18 protein-coding genes are annotated in these 19,232 nt (G+C 56.6%); 13 read left to right on the plus strand and 5 right to left on the minus strand.

Going from position 1 to position 19,232, the window contains the following annotated elements:
* Window positions 1-220 precede the first annotated feature (220 nt).
* The 9 genes from Q0931_RS07240 to Q0931_RS07280 all read left to right on the plus strand — a co-directional run bounded on the left by Q0931_RS07240 (window position 221) and on the right by Q0931_RS07280 (window position 8,348).
* Window positions 221-1,576 carry a Na(+)-translocating NADH-quinone reductase subunit A gene (locus tag Q0931_RS07240; RefSeq protein ID WP_299258748.1) on the plus strand — a complete coding sequence of 452 codons (1,356 nt, stop codon included), beginning with the start codon at window positions 221-223 and terminating at the stop codon, window positions 1,574-1,576.
* Window positions 1,576-2,805 carry an NADH:ubiquinone reductase (Na(+)-transporting) subunit B gene (locus Q0931_RS07245; protein ID WP_299258750.1) on the plus strand — a complete coding sequence of 410 codons (1,230 nt, stop codon included), beginning with the start codon at window positions 1,576-1,578 and terminating at the stop codon, window positions 2,803-2,805. Before Q0931_RS07240 ends, Q0931_RS07245 begins: the two co-directional genes overlap by 1 nt.
* Window positions 2,802-3,590, plus strand: a complete 789-nt coding sequence (locus Q0931_RS07250; protein WP_299259171.1) for a Na(+)-translocating NADH-quinone reductase subunit C — start codon at window positions 2,802-2,804, stop codon at window positions 3,588-3,590. The genes Q0931_RS07245 and Q0931_RS07250 overlap by 4 nt, the downstream gene beginning before the upstream one ends.
* A gap of 2 nt (window positions 3,591-3,592) precedes the next feature.
* Window positions 3,593-4,273 carry an NADH:ubiquinone reductase (Na(+)-transporting) subunit D gene (locus tag Q0931_RS07255; protein ID WP_108842083.1) on the plus strand — a complete coding sequence of 227 codons (681 nt, stop codon included), beginning with the start codon at window positions 3,593-3,595 and terminating at the stop codon, window positions 4,271-4,273.
* Window positions 4,273-4,893 carry an NADH:ubiquinone reductase (Na(+)-transporting) subunit E gene (gene nqrE, locus Q0931_RS07260; protein WP_108842082.1) on the plus strand — a complete coding sequence of 207 codons (621 nt, stop codon included), beginning with the start codon at window positions 4,273-4,275 and terminating at the stop codon, window positions 4,891-4,893. Before Q0931_RS07255 ends, nqrE begins: the two co-directional genes overlap by 1 nt.
* Window positions 4,894-4,927: 34 nt before the next feature.
* Window positions 4,928-6,160: an NADH:ubiquinone reductase (Na(+)-transporting) subunit F gene (nqrF, locus tag Q0931_RS07265; protein WP_299258758.1), complete on the plus strand. Its 1,233-nt coding sequence runs from the start codon at window positions 4,928-4,930 to the stop codon at window positions 6,158-6,160.
* A gap of 166 nt (window positions 6,161-6,326) precedes the next feature.
* Window positions 6,327-6,578, plus strand: coding sequence for a (Na+)-NQR maturation NqrM (nqrM, locus tag Q0931_RS07270; RefSeq protein ID WP_299259173.1), 252 nt, complete (start codon window positions 6,327-6,329; stop codon window positions 6,576-6,578).
* Window positions 6,579-6,584: 6 nt separating this feature from the next.
* Window positions 6,585-7,976, plus strand: coding sequence for a Si-specific NAD(P)(+) transhydrogenase (sthA, locus tag Q0931_RS07275; protein ID WP_299259175.1), 1,392 nt, complete (start codon window positions 6,585-6,587; stop codon window positions 7,974-7,976).
* A gap of 87 nt (window positions 7,977-8,063) precedes the next feature.
* Window positions 8,064-8,348: a YrhK family protein gene (locus Q0931_RS07280; RefSeq protein WP_299258760.1), complete on the plus strand. Its 285-nt coding sequence runs from the start codon at window positions 8,064-8,066 to the stop codon at window positions 8,346-8,348.
* Between the two features lie 6 nt (window positions 8,349-8,354).
* Here the strand turns inward: Q0931_RS07280 and Q0931_RS07285 are convergent, their stop codons facing one another.
* From Q0931_RS07285 to Q0931_RS07295, 3 genes are all read right to left on the minus strand, one after another.
* Entirely contained in the window at window positions 8,355-9,215 is an 861-nt protein-coding gene (locus tag Q0931_RS07285; RefSeq protein ID WP_299258762.1) for a DNA replication terminus site-binding protein, read from the minus strand.
* A gap of 125 nt (window positions 9,216-9,340) precedes the next feature.
* Window positions 9,341-10,240 carry a carbon-nitrogen hydrolase gene (locus Q0931_RS07290; protein ID WP_299258763.1) on the minus strand — a complete coding sequence of 300 codons (900 nt, stop codon included), beginning with the start codon at window positions 10,238-10,240 and terminating at the stop codon, window positions 9,341-9,343.
* Window positions 10,241-10,257: 17 nt separating this feature from the next.
* Window positions 10,258-11,322 (minus strand): agmatine/peptidylarginine deiminase, encoded by a 1,065-nt coding sequence (locus Q0931_RS07295; RefSeq protein WP_299258765.1) that lies wholly within the window; start codon window positions 11,320-11,322, stop codon window positions 10,258-10,260.
* A 164-nt stretch (window positions 11,323-11,486) separates the two neighbouring features.
* Here Q0931_RS07295 and Q0931_RS07300 point away from each other — a divergent pair, with 164 nt between their 5' ends.
* Window positions 11,487-12,728, plus strand: a complete 1,242-nt coding sequence (locus Q0931_RS07300; RefSeq protein ID WP_299258767.1) for a lipoprotein-releasing ABC transporter permease subunit — start codon at window positions 11,487-11,489, stop codon at window positions 12,726-12,728.
* Window positions 12,721-13,440 (plus strand): ATP-binding cassette domain-containing protein, encoded by a 720-nt coding sequence (locus Q0931_RS07305; RefSeq protein ID WP_299258769.1) that lies wholly within the window; start codon window positions 12,721-12,723, stop codon window positions 13,438-13,440. The genes Q0931_RS07300 and Q0931_RS07305 overlap by 8 nt, the downstream gene beginning before the upstream one ends.
* An 86-nt stretch (window positions 13,441-13,526) precedes the next feature.
* Here Q0931_RS07305 and Q0931_RS07310 read toward each other — a convergent pair whose 3' ends face one another.
* Window positions 13,527-14,324: an SDR family oxidoreductase gene (locus Q0931_RS07310; RefSeq protein WP_299258771.1), complete on the minus strand. Its 798-nt coding sequence runs from the start codon at window positions 14,322-14,324 to the stop codon at window positions 13,527-13,529.
* 131 nt (window positions 14,325-14,455) lie between these two features.
* On the minus strand, window positions 14,456-14,977 hold the full coding sequence (locus tag Q0931_RS07315) for a DUF2062 domain-containing protein (protein ID WP_299258773.1): 522 nt from the start codon (window positions 14,975-14,977) through the stop codon (window positions 14,456-14,458).
* 172 nt (window positions 14,978-15,149) lie between these two features.
* Between Q0931_RS07315 and Q0931_RS07320 the strand changes: the two genes are divergently transcribed.
* Window positions 15,150-17,357, plus strand: coding sequence for a DNA internalization-related competence protein ComEC/Rec2 (locus Q0931_RS07320; protein ID WP_299258775.1), 2,208 nt, complete (start codon window positions 15,150-15,152; stop codon window positions 17,355-17,357).
* A gap of 112 nt (window positions 17,358-17,469) precedes the next feature.
* On the plus strand, window positions 17,470-19,224 hold the full coding sequence (gene msbA / locus Q0931_RS07325; RefSeq protein WP_299258777.1) for a lipid A export permease/ATP-binding protein MsbA: 1,755 nt from the start codon (window positions 17,470-17,472) through the stop codon (window positions 19,222-19,224).
* Window positions 19,225-19,232 lie beyond the last annotated feature (8 nt).

The raw sequence follows: 19,232 nt of genomic DNA on the forward strand, positions 1-19,232 counted from the left end.
ACTCATGTGGTTTTTCATGTTCCGGCTCCTTATAATACGGCTGGTTTTTAAACCGTGTTAAATCATGTCCGCTCTGGCGGATCACCGAAACATCTCATCTGATTGATCATCACCCAAGGGGATCACCGGTAATAACGGTTGCTATCAATAGCCAATAGCTTGCGTCAAACGGTTATCAAACCCTGCATGACTGCATCAGATTCGACTACTGGGCGAGACTATGATCGAAGTCAAACGAGGCCTGGATCTCCCCATCGCGGGTTCACCTTCCCAGACCATCGATAATGGTCAGCCGGTGAAACATGTGGCTGTTCTTGGCCCTGATTACATCGGCATGCGGCCAACCATGGAAGTCCGCGAGGGAGATCGGGTATCGCTTGGTCAGTTACTTTTTACTGACAAGAAAACCGAAGGCGTTCGCTATGTGGCGCCGGCTGCTGGTGAAGTAATCGCCATTAACCGTGGCGAGAAGCGCCGTCTTTTGTCGGTGGTCATTCGGGTTGATGAAAGCGGCGATACCGAGGCTTCAGCCTTTGAGCGTCATGCGCCTGATCGTCTCGACACTCTGGAGCGTCAGACCGTTGTTGATCAGCTGGTGTCTGCCGGCCTGTGGACCAGCTTTCGAAAGCGTCCCTTTTCGCGTGTGCCGTCGGTGTCCGAGCATCCGCTCAATATTTTCGTAACCGCCATTGATACGCATCCCCTGAGTGCTGATCCCGAGCCTATCATTGCCGAGCGCAGCGAAGATTTCATCAACGGCCTGAAGGTTATTCGCAAGCTCACGCAGGGGCAGGTGTATGTCTGCACTGCACCAGCGGCCGACGTGCCCGGCGCCGAGCTTGAAGGGATCACGCAGGAGAGTTTTTCCGGTGATCATCCGGCCGGCCTTGTGGGCACTCATATCCATTTTTTGTCACCGGTAGGGATTAGCCGCCAGGTATGGCACCTGAACTATCAGGATGTCATGGCCATTGGCACGCTGTTTACGGAAGGCAGGCTCGATACCCGCCGTGTTGTCGCTCTGGGTGGCCCGGCGGCCAAACAGCCCAGACTGGTCCGTACTCGCCTGGGGGCAAGCCTCGATGAGCTTTTGGCCGGTGAAGTGGAAAGCGACAATGATGTTCGCGTTATCTCGGGGTCGGTGTTCGGTGGCAGCACTGCTAAAGACGCCACGGCCTATCTCGGACGTTATCATCTGCAGGTATCGCTGATCGAGGAGGGCCACAAACGGGCGCTCTTTGGCTGGCTGTCACTGGGCCTTGATCGGCATTCCGCGACCGGTATTTATCTGTCGCGTCTGACACGGCCGGCTTCCTTTCGGCCCAATACCAATACCAATGGTTCCGAGCGTGCCATGGTGCCGATCGGCTCCTACGAACAGATCATGCCTCTGGATATTCTGCCGACTCAGCTTTTACGCTCGCTGATCGTTGGGGATATAGAAGTGGCCATGCAGCTGGGTTGTCTGGAACTTGACGAGGAAGACCTGGCGCTTTGCACTTACGTCTGTCCTGGCAAGTATGAGTATGGCCCGATCCTGCGCGACAATCTGACAACGATCGAGAAAGAGGTCTGATGATGGGGATTCGTCGTTTACTGGATAATATCGAGCCCCATTTTCATGAGGGCGGTAAATACCAGCGTTTCTACGCGCTATATGAAGCGGTAGATACCATTTTTTATGCGCCGGGGCATGTTACCGGCTCAACCTCCCATGTGCGTGACGGTATTGATCTCAAGCGCATCATGATCACGGTCTGGATGTGTACCTTCCCGGCCATGTTCTTCGGGATGTACAACGTGGGGCTTCAGGCCAACGTGGCCATTGCTGACAACTATGGCGCGCTGGCCGGCTGGCGTGAAGCGGTCGTCATGGCATTGGCTGGCGGGCATGATCCCGGAAGTATCTGGGGGAACTTCGTGCTCGGGGCGACATGGTTTATTCCCATCTATGCCGTTACCTTTATCGTGGGCGGCTTCTGGGAAGTCCTGTTTGCCATTCGTCGTGGCCATGAGGTCAACGAAGGCTTTTTTGTCACCTCCGTGCTGTTTGCCCTGATTCTGCCGGCCACCGTGCCGCTGTGGCAGGTCGCGCTGGGCATCACCTTTGGTGTAGTGATCGGCAAGGAAGTGTTTGGCGGTACCGGCAAGAACTTCCTGAATCCGGCCCTGACCGGTCGAGCCTTTCTCTACTTTGCCTATCCGGCACAGCTGTCGGGTGACTCGGTGTGGGTGCCGGCTGATGGCTATACGGGCGCCACGGCGCTTTCCACCGTCGCGCAGGGCGGCATCGATCAATTAATGGCACAAACGCCCTGGTTCAATGCGTTTCTGGGCTTTATTCAGGGCAGTATCGGCGAAACGTCGACTCTCATGATCCTTTTGGGTGGTCTGATCATGATCTGGACCCGAGTCGCCTCCTGGCGCATCATCCTGGGCGTCTTTCTGGGTATGGTGGCCACGGCAACGCTCTTTAATCTCATCGGTTCCGATACCAACCCGATGTTTGCATTGCCCTGGTACTGGCATCTGGTCATCGGTGGCTTTGCCTTTGGCATGATCTTCATGGCGACCGATCCCGTGTCGGCCTCGATGACCAATACCGGCAAGCTGATCTTCGGCGCATTGATTGGTTTCATGACGGTACTGATCAGGGTGGCCAACCCGGCGTTTCCTGAAGGGATCATGCTGGCCATCCTGTTTGCCAACCTGTTCGCACCGCTGATCGACCACTTTATCGTTCAGGCCAATATCAAACGTCGGCAGAAGCGTCTGATGCCGTCAAGGGATAAGGAGGTTGCCTGATGGCCAGTAATGATTCGATCAAGAAGACACTGACGGTGGCGCTGTCGCTGTGCGTGGTCTGCTCCGTGGTGGTGTCCACGGCGGCCGTAGCGCTCAGGCCGACCCAACAGCAGAATCAGGAGCTTGACCGCAAGACCAACATTTTGCAGGTCGCCAACCTGATGGTGCCCGGGAAGAGCGTTGAACAGCAGTTTGGTGAGATCACCCAGCGGGTAGTGGATCTTAGAAGCGGTAAATATGTCGACGACATTGACCCGGACCGCTTCGACCAGATTGCCTCCACTCAGGATCCTGCCATGTCGAGAACCCTTAGCGGTCCTCAGGACAGGGCCGGGCTGGGTGGTCGCGTTGAAAACTACGCGACAGTGTATCTGGTGGGCGACCCCGACAAGCCTGACGAAATTATCCTGCCGGTACGCGGGCAGGGGCTATGGTCGCTGATGCTGGGGTATCTGGCGCTTGAAGGCGATGGCAATACGGTGGTGGGTCTGTCGTTTTATGATCAGGGCGAGACGCCGGGGCTGGGGGGCGAGGTCGATAACCCCCGCTGGAAATCGCTCTGGCCGGGCAAGGAAATTTACCCTGAAGACAGTACTGATCCTGCTATCCGACTCGTCAAGGGCGGTGTTGGCAGCAATACGCCTGATGCCGAACACAAGGTGGATGCGCTTTCCGGTGCTACCCTGACCAGCACAGGTGTCACCAACCTGCTGCAGTTCTGGATGGGCGACGAAGGCTTTGCCAACTATCTGGCACGCTTTCGTGACACTTCACAAGGAGCTTGATCATGGCAAAAACTGATACGGCCAGAGGTCTGCTGATAACTCCCATTTTTCAGAATAACCCCATCGCGCTGCAGATCCTGGGGATCTGTAGTGCGCTGGCGGTCACCAACTCCATGAGCACCTCTCTGGTCATGGGGCTGGCGGTGATTGCGGTCACGGCATTTTCGAACATGTTCGTCTCGTTGATTCGCAATCACATGCCGTCATCGATTCGTATCATCATCCAGATGACCATCATCGCATCGCTGGTCATCGTGGTGGATCAGCTTTTGAGGGCGTTTGCCTACGATCTCTCCAAGCAGCTGTCGGTGTTTGTTGGCCTGATCATTACCAACTGTATCGTCATGGGTCGTGCCGAGGCCTATGCCATGCAAAATGGCCCTGTCCTCAGCTTTCTGGATGGCGTCGGTAACGGTCTTGGGTACACCTTTATCCTGCTGGCGGTCGGATTTTTCCGTGAGCTGCTGGGCTCGGGCTCGGTGTTTGGCATGACCATCATGCCGACCATCAACAATGGTGGCTGGTATGTGCCCAACGGTCTCATGCTGTTGCCGCCCTCGGCCTTTTTCGTGATCGGTCTGCTGATCTGGGCGATCAGAAGCCTTAGCCCCCAGCAGGTCGAGACCAGCGAATTCAGGATCACGACCAATACCAAACCGCACACTGCACAGGGGAGCGTGTAATGTTTGAACATTACCTGAGCCTTTTCATCAAGGCCGTATTTGTTGAAAACATGGCGCTGGCGTTCTTTCTGGGCATGTGTACGTTTCTGGCCGTGTCCAAAAAGGTGTCCTCTGCCATCGGACTCGGCGTGGCGGTCATCGTCGTTCTGACCATTACCGTGCCTGCCAACAACCTGATCCTCAATTACCTGCTCAAGGCCGGAGCGCTGTCATGGACAGGCGTTGAGGGTGCCGAAAACATTGATCTGTCGTTTCTGGGCCTTTTGAGCTACATCGGCGTGATTGCCGCCATTGTTCAGATTCTTGAGATGTTTCTCGACAAGTTTGTGCCGGCACTCTACAACACGCTGGGTATCTATCTGCCGCTGATTACGGTGAACTGCGCCATCATGGGTGCCGCCCTTTTCATGGTGCAGCGGGATTATGCCTTCGGCGAGTCGGTCGTCTACGGGCTGGGCGCCGGCGTTGGCTGGGCACTGGCCATCGCGGCTCTGGCGGGCATTCGGGAAAAACTCAAGTACAGCGATGTACCGGCCGGGCTTCAGGGACTGGGTATTACCTTCCTGACGGTTGGGCTGATGTCACTGGGCTTCATGTCGTTTTCCGGCGTTCAGCTGTAAGCGGCGGATCATCGACTGAGCAAGGAAACGAGTCATGGTAGATACTTCTGTCATCATCGTTGGCGTGGTCATGTTCACGCTGATTATTCTGGGCCTGGTGGCCATTATCCTTACTGCTCGCAGCCGATTGGTCAGCAGCGGTGAGGTGACCATTGAAATCAATGGTGATCCCGACAGCACCATCAAGACCCAGGCCGGGGGCAAGCTTTTGCAGACCCTCGCCGGGCAGGGCATTTTCCTGTCCTCCGCCTGCGGCGGCGGCGGGTCCTGCGCTCAGTGCAAGTGTCGCGTGCAGGAAGGTGGCGGGTCGATCCTTGCCACCGAAGAGAGCCATTTCACCATGGGGGAAAAGAAGGAAGGATGGCGTCTCTCCTGTCAGGTGCCGGTCAAGCAGAACATGAAAATCGAAGTGCCCGAAGACGTTTTCGGCGTCAAGAAGTGGGAGTGCACCGTTGTTGATAATGACAACGTGGCCACCTTCATCAAGGAGCTGACGCTGCGTCTGCCTGAAGGCGAAAACGTAGCCTTTCGTGCCGGTGGTTATATGCAGCTTGAGGCGCCGCCATATGAAGTGGACTTCAGCAAATTTGATATCGCTGAAGAGTATCGGGGGGACTGGGACCGGTTCGGCTTTTTCAATCTGAAGGCCAAAACGACCGAGCCGGTGATTCGTGCCTACTCAATGGCCAACTATCCGGAAGAGAAGGGCATTCTCAAGTTCAATATCCGTATTGCGACGCCGCCGCCCAACTCGAGTCATCAGCCGGGCCTCATGTCGAGCTGGGTATTCAGCCTCAAGCCGGGCGACAAGGTCACGGTATATGGTCCCTTTGGTGAGTTCTTTGCCAAGGATACCGATGCCGAGATGATCTTCATTGGCGGCGGTGCGGGCATGGCGCCGATGCGAAGTCATATTTTTGATCAGCTCAAGCGCCTGGGTACCGATCGCAAGATCTCCTTCTGGTATGGCGCCCGTTCGGTTCGCGAGTCGTTCTATAACGAAGAATATGACCGGCTTCAGGAAGAAAATCCCAACTTCGAATGGCATCTGGCTCTGTCGGATCCTCAGCCCGAAGACAACTGGACCGGCAAGACAGGGTTTATCCATAACGTTCTGTATGAAAACTATTTGAAGGATCATCCGGCACCTGAAGATTGCGAGTACTACATGTGCGGGCCGCCGATGATGAACGCATCGGTCGTCAAGATGCTTCTCGACATGGGGGTCGAGCCGGAAAACATTCTGCTGGATGATTTCGGCGGCTGACCCGGCACTTCCTTTCACGGCATCGGTAACCCCGATGCCGTTTTTGTTTCAGGGTTATCAACTCGATTGTTTTGCCGGCATTGGTACTTGTGTGGGCATGGCGGTTAAAATGATGATTACGGTCAATCGCTGGTCGATGATGACCGACAACGAACAGGAGCAATCCATGTTGCTATGGTTAATGGTTCTGGCGGTCATGCTGATTGTCGTGGGCGTCATGTCTGTAGGTGTATTGCTGGGACGCAAACCCATCAGCGGCTCATGCGGTGGTCTCAATAACCTGGGGCTCAAGCAGGGCTGTGATATTTGTGGTGGCAAGGATGAGGTCTGTGAAGAGCAGCAGCGCAAGGAAAAGCTGAAGCTTGCTGCCTGCAAACCCGAGCTGGCTTTCGATGCAAGCCGCAAGCCCGGAGCATAATGCGTGATGTCGAGCTATCAGTATGATGTCGTAGTGCTGGGTGCAGGGCCTGCCGGCGAAAGTGCCGCTGTCAACGCGGCCAAGCATGACAAGCGTGTGGCCATTGTCGAGCTGCAGTCAGCCGTAGGAGGGAACTGCACCCATAAGGGGACGATTCCCTCCAAGACCTTGCGTCACGCGGTCAAGCAGGTCGTTCAGTTCAACAATAACCCCATGTTCCGGGATTTGGGAGAGCCCCGCTGGGTGTCCTTCCCACGCATGCTGGAGCGTTCCCGTCGTGTGATTGAAGACCAGGTGGCCATGCGAACGCGCTTTTATGCGCGTAACCGCATCGATGTCTTTTTTGGCACCGCCTCCTTTGTCGACCCCCATACGATTCAGGTAACCGATGGGCATGGCGCCAGGGAGTCACTGGTCGCTGACAATATTGTCATTGCCACCGGCTCGCGTCCCTACCGGCCATCTGATGTCAACTTCAGGCATCCGCGCATCTATTGTTCCGATACGATTCTGGGGCTCTCGCACACGCCAAGACGGATCATGATTTACGGTGCCGGTGTCATCGGCTGCGAGTACGCCTCGATTTTTTCCAACCTTGGCGTCAAGGTGGATCTTATCGATACCCGTGATCGGTTGCTGTCGTTTCTGGACGATGAGATCAGTGATGCGCTGTCCTATCACCTGCGCAATAACGGGGTGCAGATTCGCCATAACGAGGAATATTCCCGCGTCGAAGGAGATGAGACGGGCGTGACCCTGCATCTCAAGTCGGGCAAGAAAATGCGCGCCGATGCCTTTATGTGGGCCAATGGCCGCACAGGGAACACCGATACGCTCAAGCTTGAAAACGCAGGGCTGGAATCCAACTCCCGTGGGCAGCTCCAGGTCGATACCAACTATCGTACACGGGTTGAGCATATTCATGCCGCCGGTGATGTGATTGGCTGGCCAAGCCTTGCCAGTGCCGCTTATGATCAGGGGCGTTCTGCTTCCGGCGATGCGCTGAGCAAAAACTCGCGCTTCGTGGACGATATCCCCACAGGGATTTACACCATTCCCGAGATCAGCTCACTGGGCAAGACCGAGCGAGAGCTGACGGATGCGCGAACGCCGTATGAAGTAGGTCAGGCCTTTTTCAAGGATACCGCTCGCGCGCAGATCACCGGCGATACGGTCGGTATGCTCAAGATTCTGTTTAATCCGAGAACGCTCGAGATCTATGGCATTCATTGCTTTGGTGATCAGGCTTCCGAAATTCTTCACATCGGTCAGGCGATCATGAATCAGCCCGGTGAGTCGAACACACTGGCCTATTTCGTGAACACCACCTTCAACTATCCGACCATGGCGGAAGCTTACCGTATCGCGGCACATAACGGGCTTAACCGTCTACACTAGCTGTATGATTCATTGGCTCGTTATAAAACGCCGACCTCGGGTCGGCGTTTTTGCAGGTCACTTATTCATGACAAGGGGAGCGACATTGTGTCTCGAAAGGCGAGCAATGCTGATACAAGAGATCTGACGCTGCATTTTAATCATGACATGCTGGTAGTGCACCGCCGCTATGAAGTCATCAGCATCATTAATGACGTATTGATTGGACTCTGGTTTCTGGCAGGAAGTATTTGCTTTTTCTATTCATCACTGATGATGATCGGTACATGGCTGTTCGTGATCGGCAGCGCGCAGATGCTGATCAGACCGGTTATTCGCCTTGGCCGACACTTTCACTTGAAGCGATTGCCGCAGTCCAGTGGTGATTTTTAGGCGTCCTCAGAATCGATAACGATAGATGCGCAGACTGGGAATGAAGGGTTCACTTTCAAGTCGTGAATCACCCCGCAAAGCGCGCGTTCTTTTTTCAGGAGGGGTGGGTGCGGGCTGATTGATCTGCGGCAGACGGTTATCCGACGCGGGTACGAACAATGGCAGTGCCACATTCATGGCGCGGCGTGTATGCCCATCTTCCAGCGGTTCACGAAAAAACAGGTTGGCGCGCATTAACGGTGCCTGCGTTTGTACCTGTGCCAGCATTTCGCCATCGGGAATCGAAGCCAGCAAGCGGTACTGTATTTGAACATGTGCGGCTTCATTATTGAGCCTGGCAAGCTTTGCTTCTACCTCGGCGACACTCATGCGTTTGATCGAGCGTCCGCTGGAATACCAGGCGAGTCGAATGCGCGATACCGGCGCATCCGCAATCGGCAAGCGCCGCCAGCACTGCTTGAGATGCAGACGTGCCATGCCACTTCCCTTGAGGTGATCATGTAAAACGGGATGGCGAAAGGGTAGTGTCGCCTTGAGCTCGGCAATCATTGAAGGATGTTGTTTTCGTGCCACGCCCAGCTGCCGGGCGAACGCATCCTTGCATCGATTCACTTTCAGCGCATGTTCCAGCAGGTCATCATTGGCGACCACAACGCCGATATGATCGCGTGTTGCGCGACCGTCCTGGCCATCCTGATACCAATAGTCGGTCAGTGCCCGCATCAGCCAGTCAATATCGGCTTCACCGTCAAATCGCCACATGGCGGGGGGATGCTGTCTGGCCGACGCAATCAGGGCTTCTGTGGCTTCGACAAGCTCATCAAAGGCCTTTTCCAGCTCTGCCATCAATTGATATTGCAGTGACATGGCCGTCTCCATTCCTGCCCTATTGGATATACCGTTATCTTTTAGCACGAACCTGCACTGGCAACAATTGTGGGGTGGATCATCAGCAGTGGTTTTCACACGCTGCTGATGATCCGATCACTCGACTAGCGGTCCAGATATCGCTCGGTGATATCGCCATAAGCGTCGATACGGCGGTCACGCAGATAGGGCCAGATGCGGCGCACCTGTTCACTGCGCGCTGGTGACAGCGTGACCAGAAGCTCTTCGGTCTCTTCGCCGGCCAGTGCCAGAATCTCCCCCTGGGCGCCGGCAATGAAGCTCCCTCCCCAGAAATCGATACCGCTGCCTGCTTGGCTGGGATCCTCCTCATGGCCCACTCGATTGGCGGCCAGTACCGGAATCCCGTTGGCCACGGCATGAGAGCGCTGTATCAGCGTCCAGGCATCCTTCTGACGCTGCTTTTCGTCCTGCTCATCGCGCGGGTCCCAGCCAATGGCCGTGGGATAAAGCAGCATGTCGGCACCGGCCAGGGCCATCAAGCGAGCGGCTTCGGGGTACCACTGGTCCCAGCAGACCAGTACACCTAGACGACCCACTGAGGTGTCGATGGGTGTAAAGCCCTTTTTGTGACCGGCGTCACCGGGAGTAAAGTAGAACTTCTCGTAAAATCCCGGGTCATCCGGAATGTGCATCTTGCGATAGGTGCCGACCAGACCAAGGCCGGTATCCAGTACCACGGCGGTATTGTGATAAAGCCCCGGTGCGCGGCGCTCGAAAATGGAGCCCACGATGACGATATCGAGCTCGCTGGCCAGCTCACTCAGAAACTGTGTGGTCGGACCTTCCAGCGGCTCTGCCAGATCAAAGACATCGGTGTCCTCAGACTGACAGAAGTAGCGCGTGGCATGCAGCTCCTGCAAAAGCACAAGACGCGCGCCTCGCGCGGCCAGTGCACGAATGCCTCGCTCGCTTTCCGCCAGGCTTCTGGGCTTGTCGTTCCAGGCTTTCTGCTGAACGATGCCGACTTCAATGCTTTCCTTCATTTAATCTCTCCGCACACTCAGTGGTTGATCGCGTTTAGCGACCCTGCAGGCAGTTGCATGGTCAGACAATGCAGACTGCCGTGCTGTCGAATCACCTGTCTGCAGTCTATCGGAATGATATCGCGTGTCGGGAAGGCCTCTGACAACGCCTTGAGCGCTGCATGATCGGCCGGGTCGGCATAGGAAGGCATCAGGATCGCCCCGTTGATAATCAAAAAGTTGGCATAGGTCGCCGGCAGGCGATGGCCGTCTTCCGGATCAAGGCAGGCTCGAGGCCACGGCAGCGCAATCAGGCGGTAGGGCTCGCCGTCAGCGCGTTGAAATGATTTGAGCTCGCACTCCATGGCCTTCAGGGCTTCAAAGTGCGGATCGCTTTTATCATCGCAGCGGACATAGGCAATGGTGTGCTCATCGCAAAAGCGTGCCAGCGTATCAATATGGCTGTCGGTATCATCGCCTTCGAGATAACCGTTTTTGAGCCACAGAACACGGTTAATGCCCAGCTGCTCTTCCAGAAGTTTCTCGACATCCGCCTGTTCAAGATGCGCATTGCGATTGGGATTTAAAAGGCAGCTGCGGGTGGTCAGAAGTGTCCCGCGGCCGTCGGTCTCGACGGCGCCGCCTTCCAGTATCACCTGCTGCAGATTGTGTAGCCCGGGTTTGAAAATACCCTGGTCTGCGAGGGCTTTATTCAGCGCGTTGTCACGTTCGGCCGGGAATTTACCCCCCCAGCCCGTAAATCGGTAATCCAGCAGCATGAGTGTGTCATGCTCGATGACGCTCAAGGGGCCATGGTCCCGAGCCCAGGTATCATCACTGGGGGCGATGACCAGCGACAGCCGGCTGTCGGGCACGCCAAGATTGGCCAGGGTCATGGCCAGACGTTGACGCGTGCTGTCGTCCGGCAGGGTCACCAGCACATGCTGATAGCGCGCGATCACCTCGATCAGGGTGATAAACGTGGTTTCAATGGCATCCAGCAGCGATGCCCAGTCACTATCACGACCGGGCCAGCTGAGCATGACGGCCTGCTGGGGGGCCCATTCGGGTAGAAACTGACGGGGTGAAAAACCCTGATTCATGGCAACAGTGTTATCCGCTCGATCGGTGGGGCAGGAATCTGCAGGTGTTGGCGCATGGCCTGAGGCGATATTTTACCACCGACAGGGATTAAGGCGACGCCTGATGCAGGGTGACCTAAAAGTCCGTACCATATCGGCTCCTGTCACTGGATCCCAGGCCAATAATGCTTGATCGAATTCCTTTCCTGATCGGGCTTCGCTATACGCGAGCCAAGCGGCGTAACCACTTCATCTCCTTTATCTCGCTGACCTCCATGCTCGGCCTGACGCTGGGTGTGGCAGTACTGATTCTGGTGCTCTCGGTCATGAATGGCTTTGACCATGAGCTGAGAACACGCGTGCTGGGCATGGTCCCGCACACTCGCATTGAAGCGCAAAACGGTGTCAATGACTGGCGTGCGCTGGCAGAGCAGATGCAGCGCCACGATCATGTCGTGGGGGCTGCTCCTTATATCGAACAGCAGGGCATGTTCTCCTCCAGCGGCCAGACGCAGGGGGCAATGATTGAAGGCATCCTGCCCGAGGCGGAGGAGAAGGTCTCCATCATCGGTGATCACATGGTGGGGGGCGAGCTGGCTTCTCTTCAAAAGGGCAGCTGGAACGTTGTCCTCGGCAGCCTTCTGGCCAGAAATCTGGGCGTTGGCGTCGGCGACAGCGTGACCCTTCTGGTACCGGAGGCGTCGATCACGCCCGGTGGTGTCTTCCCGCGTTTGAAGCGCTTTACCGTTTCCGGCATCTTTCAGGTCGGCGCGCAGCTCGACGGTAGCCTGGCCTACACCAGCCTTGGCGACATGAAAACGCTGGCGCGGCAGCAGGGTGAGGCTCAGGGCATTCGTTTGAAACTCGATGATCTGTTTCAGGCACACAGCGTGACCCGTGACATCATCAATGGCATGCCGCCCGGCTATCGTGGGATCGACTGGACCTATACGCAGGGCAATCTTTTCCAGGCCATCCAGATGGAAAAGCGCATGATCGGTCTGCTGTTGATGGTCATTGTGGCCGTGGCGGCGTTCAATATCGTGTCGACACTGGTCATGGTCGTGACCGACAAGCATGCCGACATCGCCATTTTACGCACGCTGGGAGCAACACCGCGCTCCATCATGGGCATTTTTATGGTGCAGGGCATCACCATTGGCATTATCGGTATTGTGCTGGGCGTGATTGCCGGTATTGCGCTGGCGCTATCGATTGCTGACATCATCAGTTGGGTTGAATCCGTCTTTGGCATTCAGTTTCTGGATCCGAGCGTTTATTTCATCAGCTATTTGCCTTCGCGCCTTGAGTTCTCGGATGTCATGGTCGTGACCGGTGTGGCCCTGCTATTGAGTTTTCTGTCGACCCTTTATCCGGCGTGGCGAGCTGCGCGGGTACAACCGGCCGAGGTGCTGCGCTATGAGTAGTCAACACGATGCGACAATGACAGAGCGCGACAAGATGCTGGAGTGTCGAGGACTAAGTCGGGTCTATCGGGAAGGACCGCAGGATCTGACCGTGCTGGACAACCTGGAGCTGACGGTGGCTGCCGGGGAGCGCATTGCAGTGGTGGGCAGTTCAGGCAGTGGCAAGACCACGCTGCTCAATCTGCTGGGAGGGCTGGATCGCCCAACGCAGGGTGACATCCTGATCGGCGGTCGCCCTATCAAGGGGCTGTCCGAGACCGCCATCGGTCGGTTTCGTAATCAGCACATTGGCTTTGTGTATCAGTTCCACCACCTGCTGGCAGAGTTCACGGCGCTGGAAAATGTCTCCATGCCACTCATCATTCGCGGCCAGAGTCGTCAAGAGGCAGCCAAAAAAGCCAATGCGCTGCTTGAGCGAGTCGGTATGTCGCCCAGAGGCACGCACAAGCCGGGTGAGCTTTCCGGCGGTGAGCGCCAGCGTGTGGCCATTGCAAGAGCGCTGGTCACGGATCCCAGTCTGGTATTGATGGATGAGCCTACCGGTAATCTTGATCAGGTGACGGCGCGCCAGATTCTGGACCTGATGGATGAGGTGGCCGAGCGTTCACGCAGCGCCTTTGTGGTTGTAACCCACGACATGGCAATCGCCAGGCATCAGGATCGGGTACTGCGTCTGGACAAGGGGCGGCTGGCGCCTGATGTCATGACCTGATATCGGTTTGATGGCCATGAAAAAGACCCGCCAGTGATGCTGGCGGGCCTTTTTTTGTCTGGAGATAATCGGTTTAAAGCTGACAGTCAGTTTTGAACGGACATAACCGCGCCACCATCCACACGGATATTGGCGCCACTTATGAACGAGCCCCGCTCGGAGACGGCCAGAGCAATGGCAGCAGCGACTTCTTCAGGCTTGCCGCGACGCTTCAGTTTGATGCCGGGACGGCATTCGCTCAAAAAACTTGAAACGGCATCATCAAAGGAACAGTCGTTCTCTTTTGAGCGCTTTTCCATCATGCCATCGGTCATGGGAGATTCGATAAATGCAGGAGAGATCGTGTTACAAAGAATGCCGTTTTCAGCTTCGCCATAGGCCAGATTCTTGACGAATGTCGCCAGCGCGGCCTTGGAAACATTGTAGACGGCTTCATCCCAGTAGGGCTGTACGGCGTTTTCGGAAGTAATACAGATAAAGCGTCCCCAGCCCTTGTCACGCATGGTGGGGAATGTGGCCCGCGCCATGCGCACAGCGGACATGAAATTGATCTGCCAGGTGTCCGCGAAGTCCTCATCCGCCATGTCGAGAGGATGGCCCTTGGTGCCGGTGATGCCTGCCGTATGTACCACGATATCGATGGTGCCAAAACGGTCGATGGCCGCCTGAGCCAGTGCATCGACATCTTCCTGACGGGTGATATCGGCCTTGTGGCAGATGACTTCACCGCCGATCAGTGCTGCATCCTTTTCCAGCTGCTCGAGATCCATGTCGGACAGTACAAGTCTTACGCCTTCGTTGGCCAGTTCACGTGCTGCGGCGAATCCCAGCCCTCCCTTTGCGCCGGTAATAATGGCGACGCGATTGGCAATTCCCAGATCCATGATGTCGGCTTCCGTGTCGATAATGGATGAATGCGCCCGGACAGCAGGCAGCATTAACATAGTTTAAAAGCCATCAGAGAGAAATGTTCCTGGCTCTAGTGCAGCAGAGACAGGGCATCTCGCGGGGAGGATCAGCGCTGACGTCGACGCTGACGGCGCTTGCGCCAGACGCGCAGGATATGCCAGCGCCAGCAAAGACGCGTCAAGATGTTGGCGACAATGCCGATAACCAGTGCACAGGCCAGTGATCCGACAATCAGGGCCGGCATCATGTCGACCACCTGATTGGCAAACCAGCTGACGCTGACCTCATCGGGCAGAGCGCGGGGAGGAGTGTGCAGTATCCAGGCGCCCGCGCGATAGGTGACGTAAAAGACCACTGGCATGGTCAAGGGGTTGGTCAGCCATACCAGTGCGAGTGCCAGAGGCAGATGGCCACGCAGCCACAGGACGCCAAGCGCTGCCACCAGCATTTGTCCTGGAATCGGAAGAAGGGCGCAAAAAAGCCCCACGGACATGCCATTGGCAATGCTTCGCCGTGTGACCAGCCAGAGCGCGGGGTTGCCAAGCAGTGGATGAATCAGTCGAAGCGATTTTCGACGCCGAATGGTCTCCGGGTCCGGCAGATGACGTTGAATAAATCGGCGCAGCATCAGGCAGCGTCCTGACAGAACGGTGTCACCATTATCCCTGAACCCCACAGGAGAGGAAAATCTTTCTCAATATCATGAGCGTTTTGTGCCCATTCGTCGTGAACTGATTGATTGTGCAAAAGGTATACGCCTTCCGCTGCTGTGTCTTGGGGCCTGCATTGGCGCCCTGCTCGTGCGAGTACCTCCGGAGACATGGTTATGGGGGCTTGCGCTTTTCTGGTTGCTGGCGGCTGCACTGTACCACCGGCTGCTACTGCTCGTGGCCGCTGTATTGACACTTGTGCTTTATCACGGCCTCGCTCAGTGGCCGGAGCCTCTGGCGGATGGCCTGGCTAAACAGGAGATAGCGCTGAGCGGGCGTATCGTTTCGCTGGAGAGGCTTGAAGGACGAGTACGCTTGAATTTTGCGGTAGCGCGCTGTCAGGGCGCAGCTGAGCTGCCACGTTGTGATCATCTCAAAAACGTTCGCCTTGACTGGTATCGGCCCCCGGTTCTGGAAAAAGGAGACCGATGGCGCTTGACGGCGCGTTTGAAGCCACCACACGGCTTTCGCAATCCTGGTCGCTTTGACTACGGCGCCTGGCTTATGGACGAGGGCTTTGGCGCCATTGGTTATGTGCGTGACGCAGACAACGCGGTACGCCTTCAGCGGGGTGATGGACCTGCGTTGACCGAGCGCTGGCTGGCTTCGCGGGTACATGATGACTTTACCCGGCGCTGGCTTCAGGCGCTAACGCTGGGTGATGGCGGAGCGCTTGAGACGTCGCAGTGGACACTGCTTAGAGACACAGGGACGACACATCTGGCGGTGATTTCGGGTTTACACGTTGGACTGGTGTCGGGCTGGGTACTGCTGCTTGGCCGTCTTCTGGCCCGCCTTTTTCAGCCGTATTGCTGGCGTATGGTGATCTGGCCCTGGGCTCTGGCGGGTCTGGCAGCCTTGGCTTATGCCGGGCTCTCCGGATTTGCGCCGCCGGCCATGCGGGCAGCCATCATGACCCTCATCGCTCTCTGGACGGCCAGTGGCCGCCATGCTCCCGGCGTGTGGCAGGCCTGGTGGCTGGCGTTTCTGATCGTTGTCATAAGCGCGCCGCTGTCATTGGTGAGCTCGGGGTTCTGGCTTTCCTTTGGCGCTGTCGCTGTATTGATAGTGGCCTGGCGTTGGCAGGAGAAGCGCATCTGGTGGTACACCATTCTGCGAAGTCAGGCGCTTTTGAGTCTGGCCACTGGCGGCGCCACACTGCTCCTGTTTGGACAGATGGCGAGTTTTTCACTGCTGACCAACCTCATTGCCATTCCCTGGGTCTCCGTGGTCATGGTACCTCTGGCGCTGTTGGGCTGGCTGCTGTCACCTGTCCCGCAGGCCGGTCAGTTGCTCTGGTGGCTTTTCGGACAGACAGCCCATCTTTTCGAGACCACGCTTGAGCAGGTACGTCAGTGGCAGCCACAATGGCAGCCCGTTCCCGAGCAGGTGTGGCCCATAGCCATCATGGCGCTATTGGTCTGTCTGGTATGGCTGGTGCCCGGGCTTGCTCGTTCGTGGCGATGGGTGGCCAGCCTCATGGCTTTTTCCCTGTGTCTTGGAGGGAGCAACGCACCAGCCCTTCGAAGTGGCGAGTTGTCGCTGGTGGTCCATGATGTTGGACAGGGCCAACTAATCGATATTCGCACGGCCAGTGGACGCTGGCTTTATGACAGCGGCCCGCGCACGCGGTCGGGGTTTATGGCGATTACCACGCTCTGGGATCAGGCACAGCATTTTGACGGCGTTATCGTTTCGCACGGAGACACGGATCATGCCGGTGGGGTGCCCGTGCTCAAGGCCCTTCACAAGGTTGATCGCTGGTGGGCACCGCTGAGGGACACCATTGACGTCGAAGGACTCACGACCTGTCGTGCCGGTGCCTCATGGCGGGTCGACGACGTGAATTTCACTTTCCTCTGGCCACGTAGCAAGGCCACCATGCCAGCGGCTGAAAACGATCGTTCCTGCGTGCTGCTGATTGAAACACCCCGTCATCGTTTTCTGATTACGGGTGATGCCGGTCAGGACGTTGAATCCCGGATCGTTGCCCACTATCAGGAGCCTGTCGATGTCCTTGTGGCAGGCCATCATGGCAGTCATGGCAGTTCTTCACAGCGTATGGTCGACATGCTTGAACCGGCGCGTGTGATCTACAGCGCCGGTTATCTCAATGCCTATGGCCACCCTGCTGACAGTGTGGTCAGACGTTTTCACCATGCCGGAAGCTGTCAGTGGAATACGGCTCTTGACGGTGCCATTGCTGTGACAAGTCGTGCTTCCGGCATCCGCGTTGTTTCCCGGCATCCGGTCAGCGGTGTCGAACAGTGCCGACCTGGGGTAGAATCCGGCCGGTGATTGCCAGGGGGCAGTCTTCGATCATGATCGGTAACGGGTCATTATTGAGCCGGGCGCTGTCAGCGCCGTGACATGTTGACCCATTATCGCCATCAGCCAGGTAGGAGAGCCCGTGAAGTCAAACGCCAGCCTGACGCTGTATGTCCGTCTGCTGACCTATGTAAAGCCTTTCTGGAAGGCCTTTGCGATCGCACTGATTGGCAATGCCATCTATGCCGGGTCCAGTACTCTCATGGCGCGAATCATGGAGTTTTTGACCGACGGTATACAAAATCCCGATGCCGATTTTCGCCAGGCCCTGCCGCTGATGATTATCGGCATCTTCGTGGCCCGTGGTTTTGGCACGTTCCTGGGCTCCTATGGCATGGAATATGTGGCGCGTAATGTGGTCCATCGTTTGCGCGTCTCGGTATTCGATCAGATGCTGCATCTGCCGGGGCGCTTTTACGATGAAAACAGCGGAGGCCATCTGATTTCACGTGTGACCTATCACGTTGAGCAGGTTACCGGTGCTGCTACCAAGGCTCTGAATGTCGTGCTCCAGGAAGGCATGCTGGTGTTGGGGCTGACGTTTTATCTGTTCTGGATCAACTGGAAGCTGATGCTGATTTTCATTGCCGTCACGCCGCTGATCGGTCTGGTCGTCGCCTGGTGCAGCAAACGCTTTCGCAAGCTTTCAAGGCGCATTCAGAAGTCGGTAGGTGAGGTCACCCATGTGGCATCCGAGACCATCACGGGTTATCGCGTGGTACGCACACATGGGGCTGAGCAGCATGAATATGAGCGCTTTAACCAGGCGAGCCAGTATAACCGGGATCAGAGCCTCAAGGAGGCGCTGACCAAGGCTATCAGTGCGCCGGTCATCCAGACACTGGTGGCCGTGTCACTGGCGCTATTGGTCTGGCTGGCCCTGGACCCTGAGCTGTTGGGTAACATGACGCCGGGCCAGTTCATCGGCTTTATTACTGCTGCCAGCATGATCATTAAGCCCATCAAGTCGCTGACGGAAATCAACGGCATCATTCAAAAGGGGCTGGCTGCGGCACAGGAAATTTTTGCGCTAATGGACAGGCCGCGTGAGCCGGATAACGGCACCCATGACCCCGGCCGCGTGCAGGGCAGGGTCAGCTTCGAGGATGTCCGCTTTCGTTACGGCAGTGATTTGCCGGATGTGCTCAAGGCAATCAGCCACGATGTTCAGGCCGGCGAGATGATTGCGCTCGTCGGGCGCTCGGGCAGCGGTAAAAGCACCATGATGAATATGCTGCCACGATTTTATGATGCAACAGGCGGTCGTATCTGTATCGATGGCGTGGATATCCGCGATTTTTCGATTCAGGCACTACGACGCCAGATTGCGCTGGTAACCCAGAATGTCACGCTATTCAACGCCACTATTGCCGACAACATCGCCTACGGGATCGATAATGCGACGCGTGAAGCCGTGGTAGCTGCCGCTCAGGCCGCCTATGCCGATGAATTCATTGAGCGTCTACCAAAAGGCTATGACACCCTGGTCGGTGACAATGGCGTCATGCTGTCCGGCGGACAGCGTCAGCGCATTGCCATTGCACGTGCCATTTTCAAGGATGCTCCCATTCTGGTGCTGGACGAGGCGACCTCGGCGCTGGATACGGAGTCCGAGCGCTATATCCAGCGGGCGCTCGAAACGGTCTGTCAGGGGCGCACCACGTTCGTGATTGCTCACCGCCTCTCGACCATCGAACAGGCTGATCGCATTCTGGTCATGGACAACGGTGAGATTATCGAATCCGGGGATCACGCCACACTGCTGAAAAAGGACGGTGCCTATGCCGCGTTGCATCGCATTCAGTTCAGTGAGGAGCGCACCAATGTACCGGTGTGAACGGCTCT

It is taken from the genome of uncultured Kushneria sp. (assembly GCF_947497025.1).
Lineage (GTDB): Bacteria > Pseudomonadota > Gammaproteobacteria > Pseudomonadales > Halomonadaceae > Kushneria.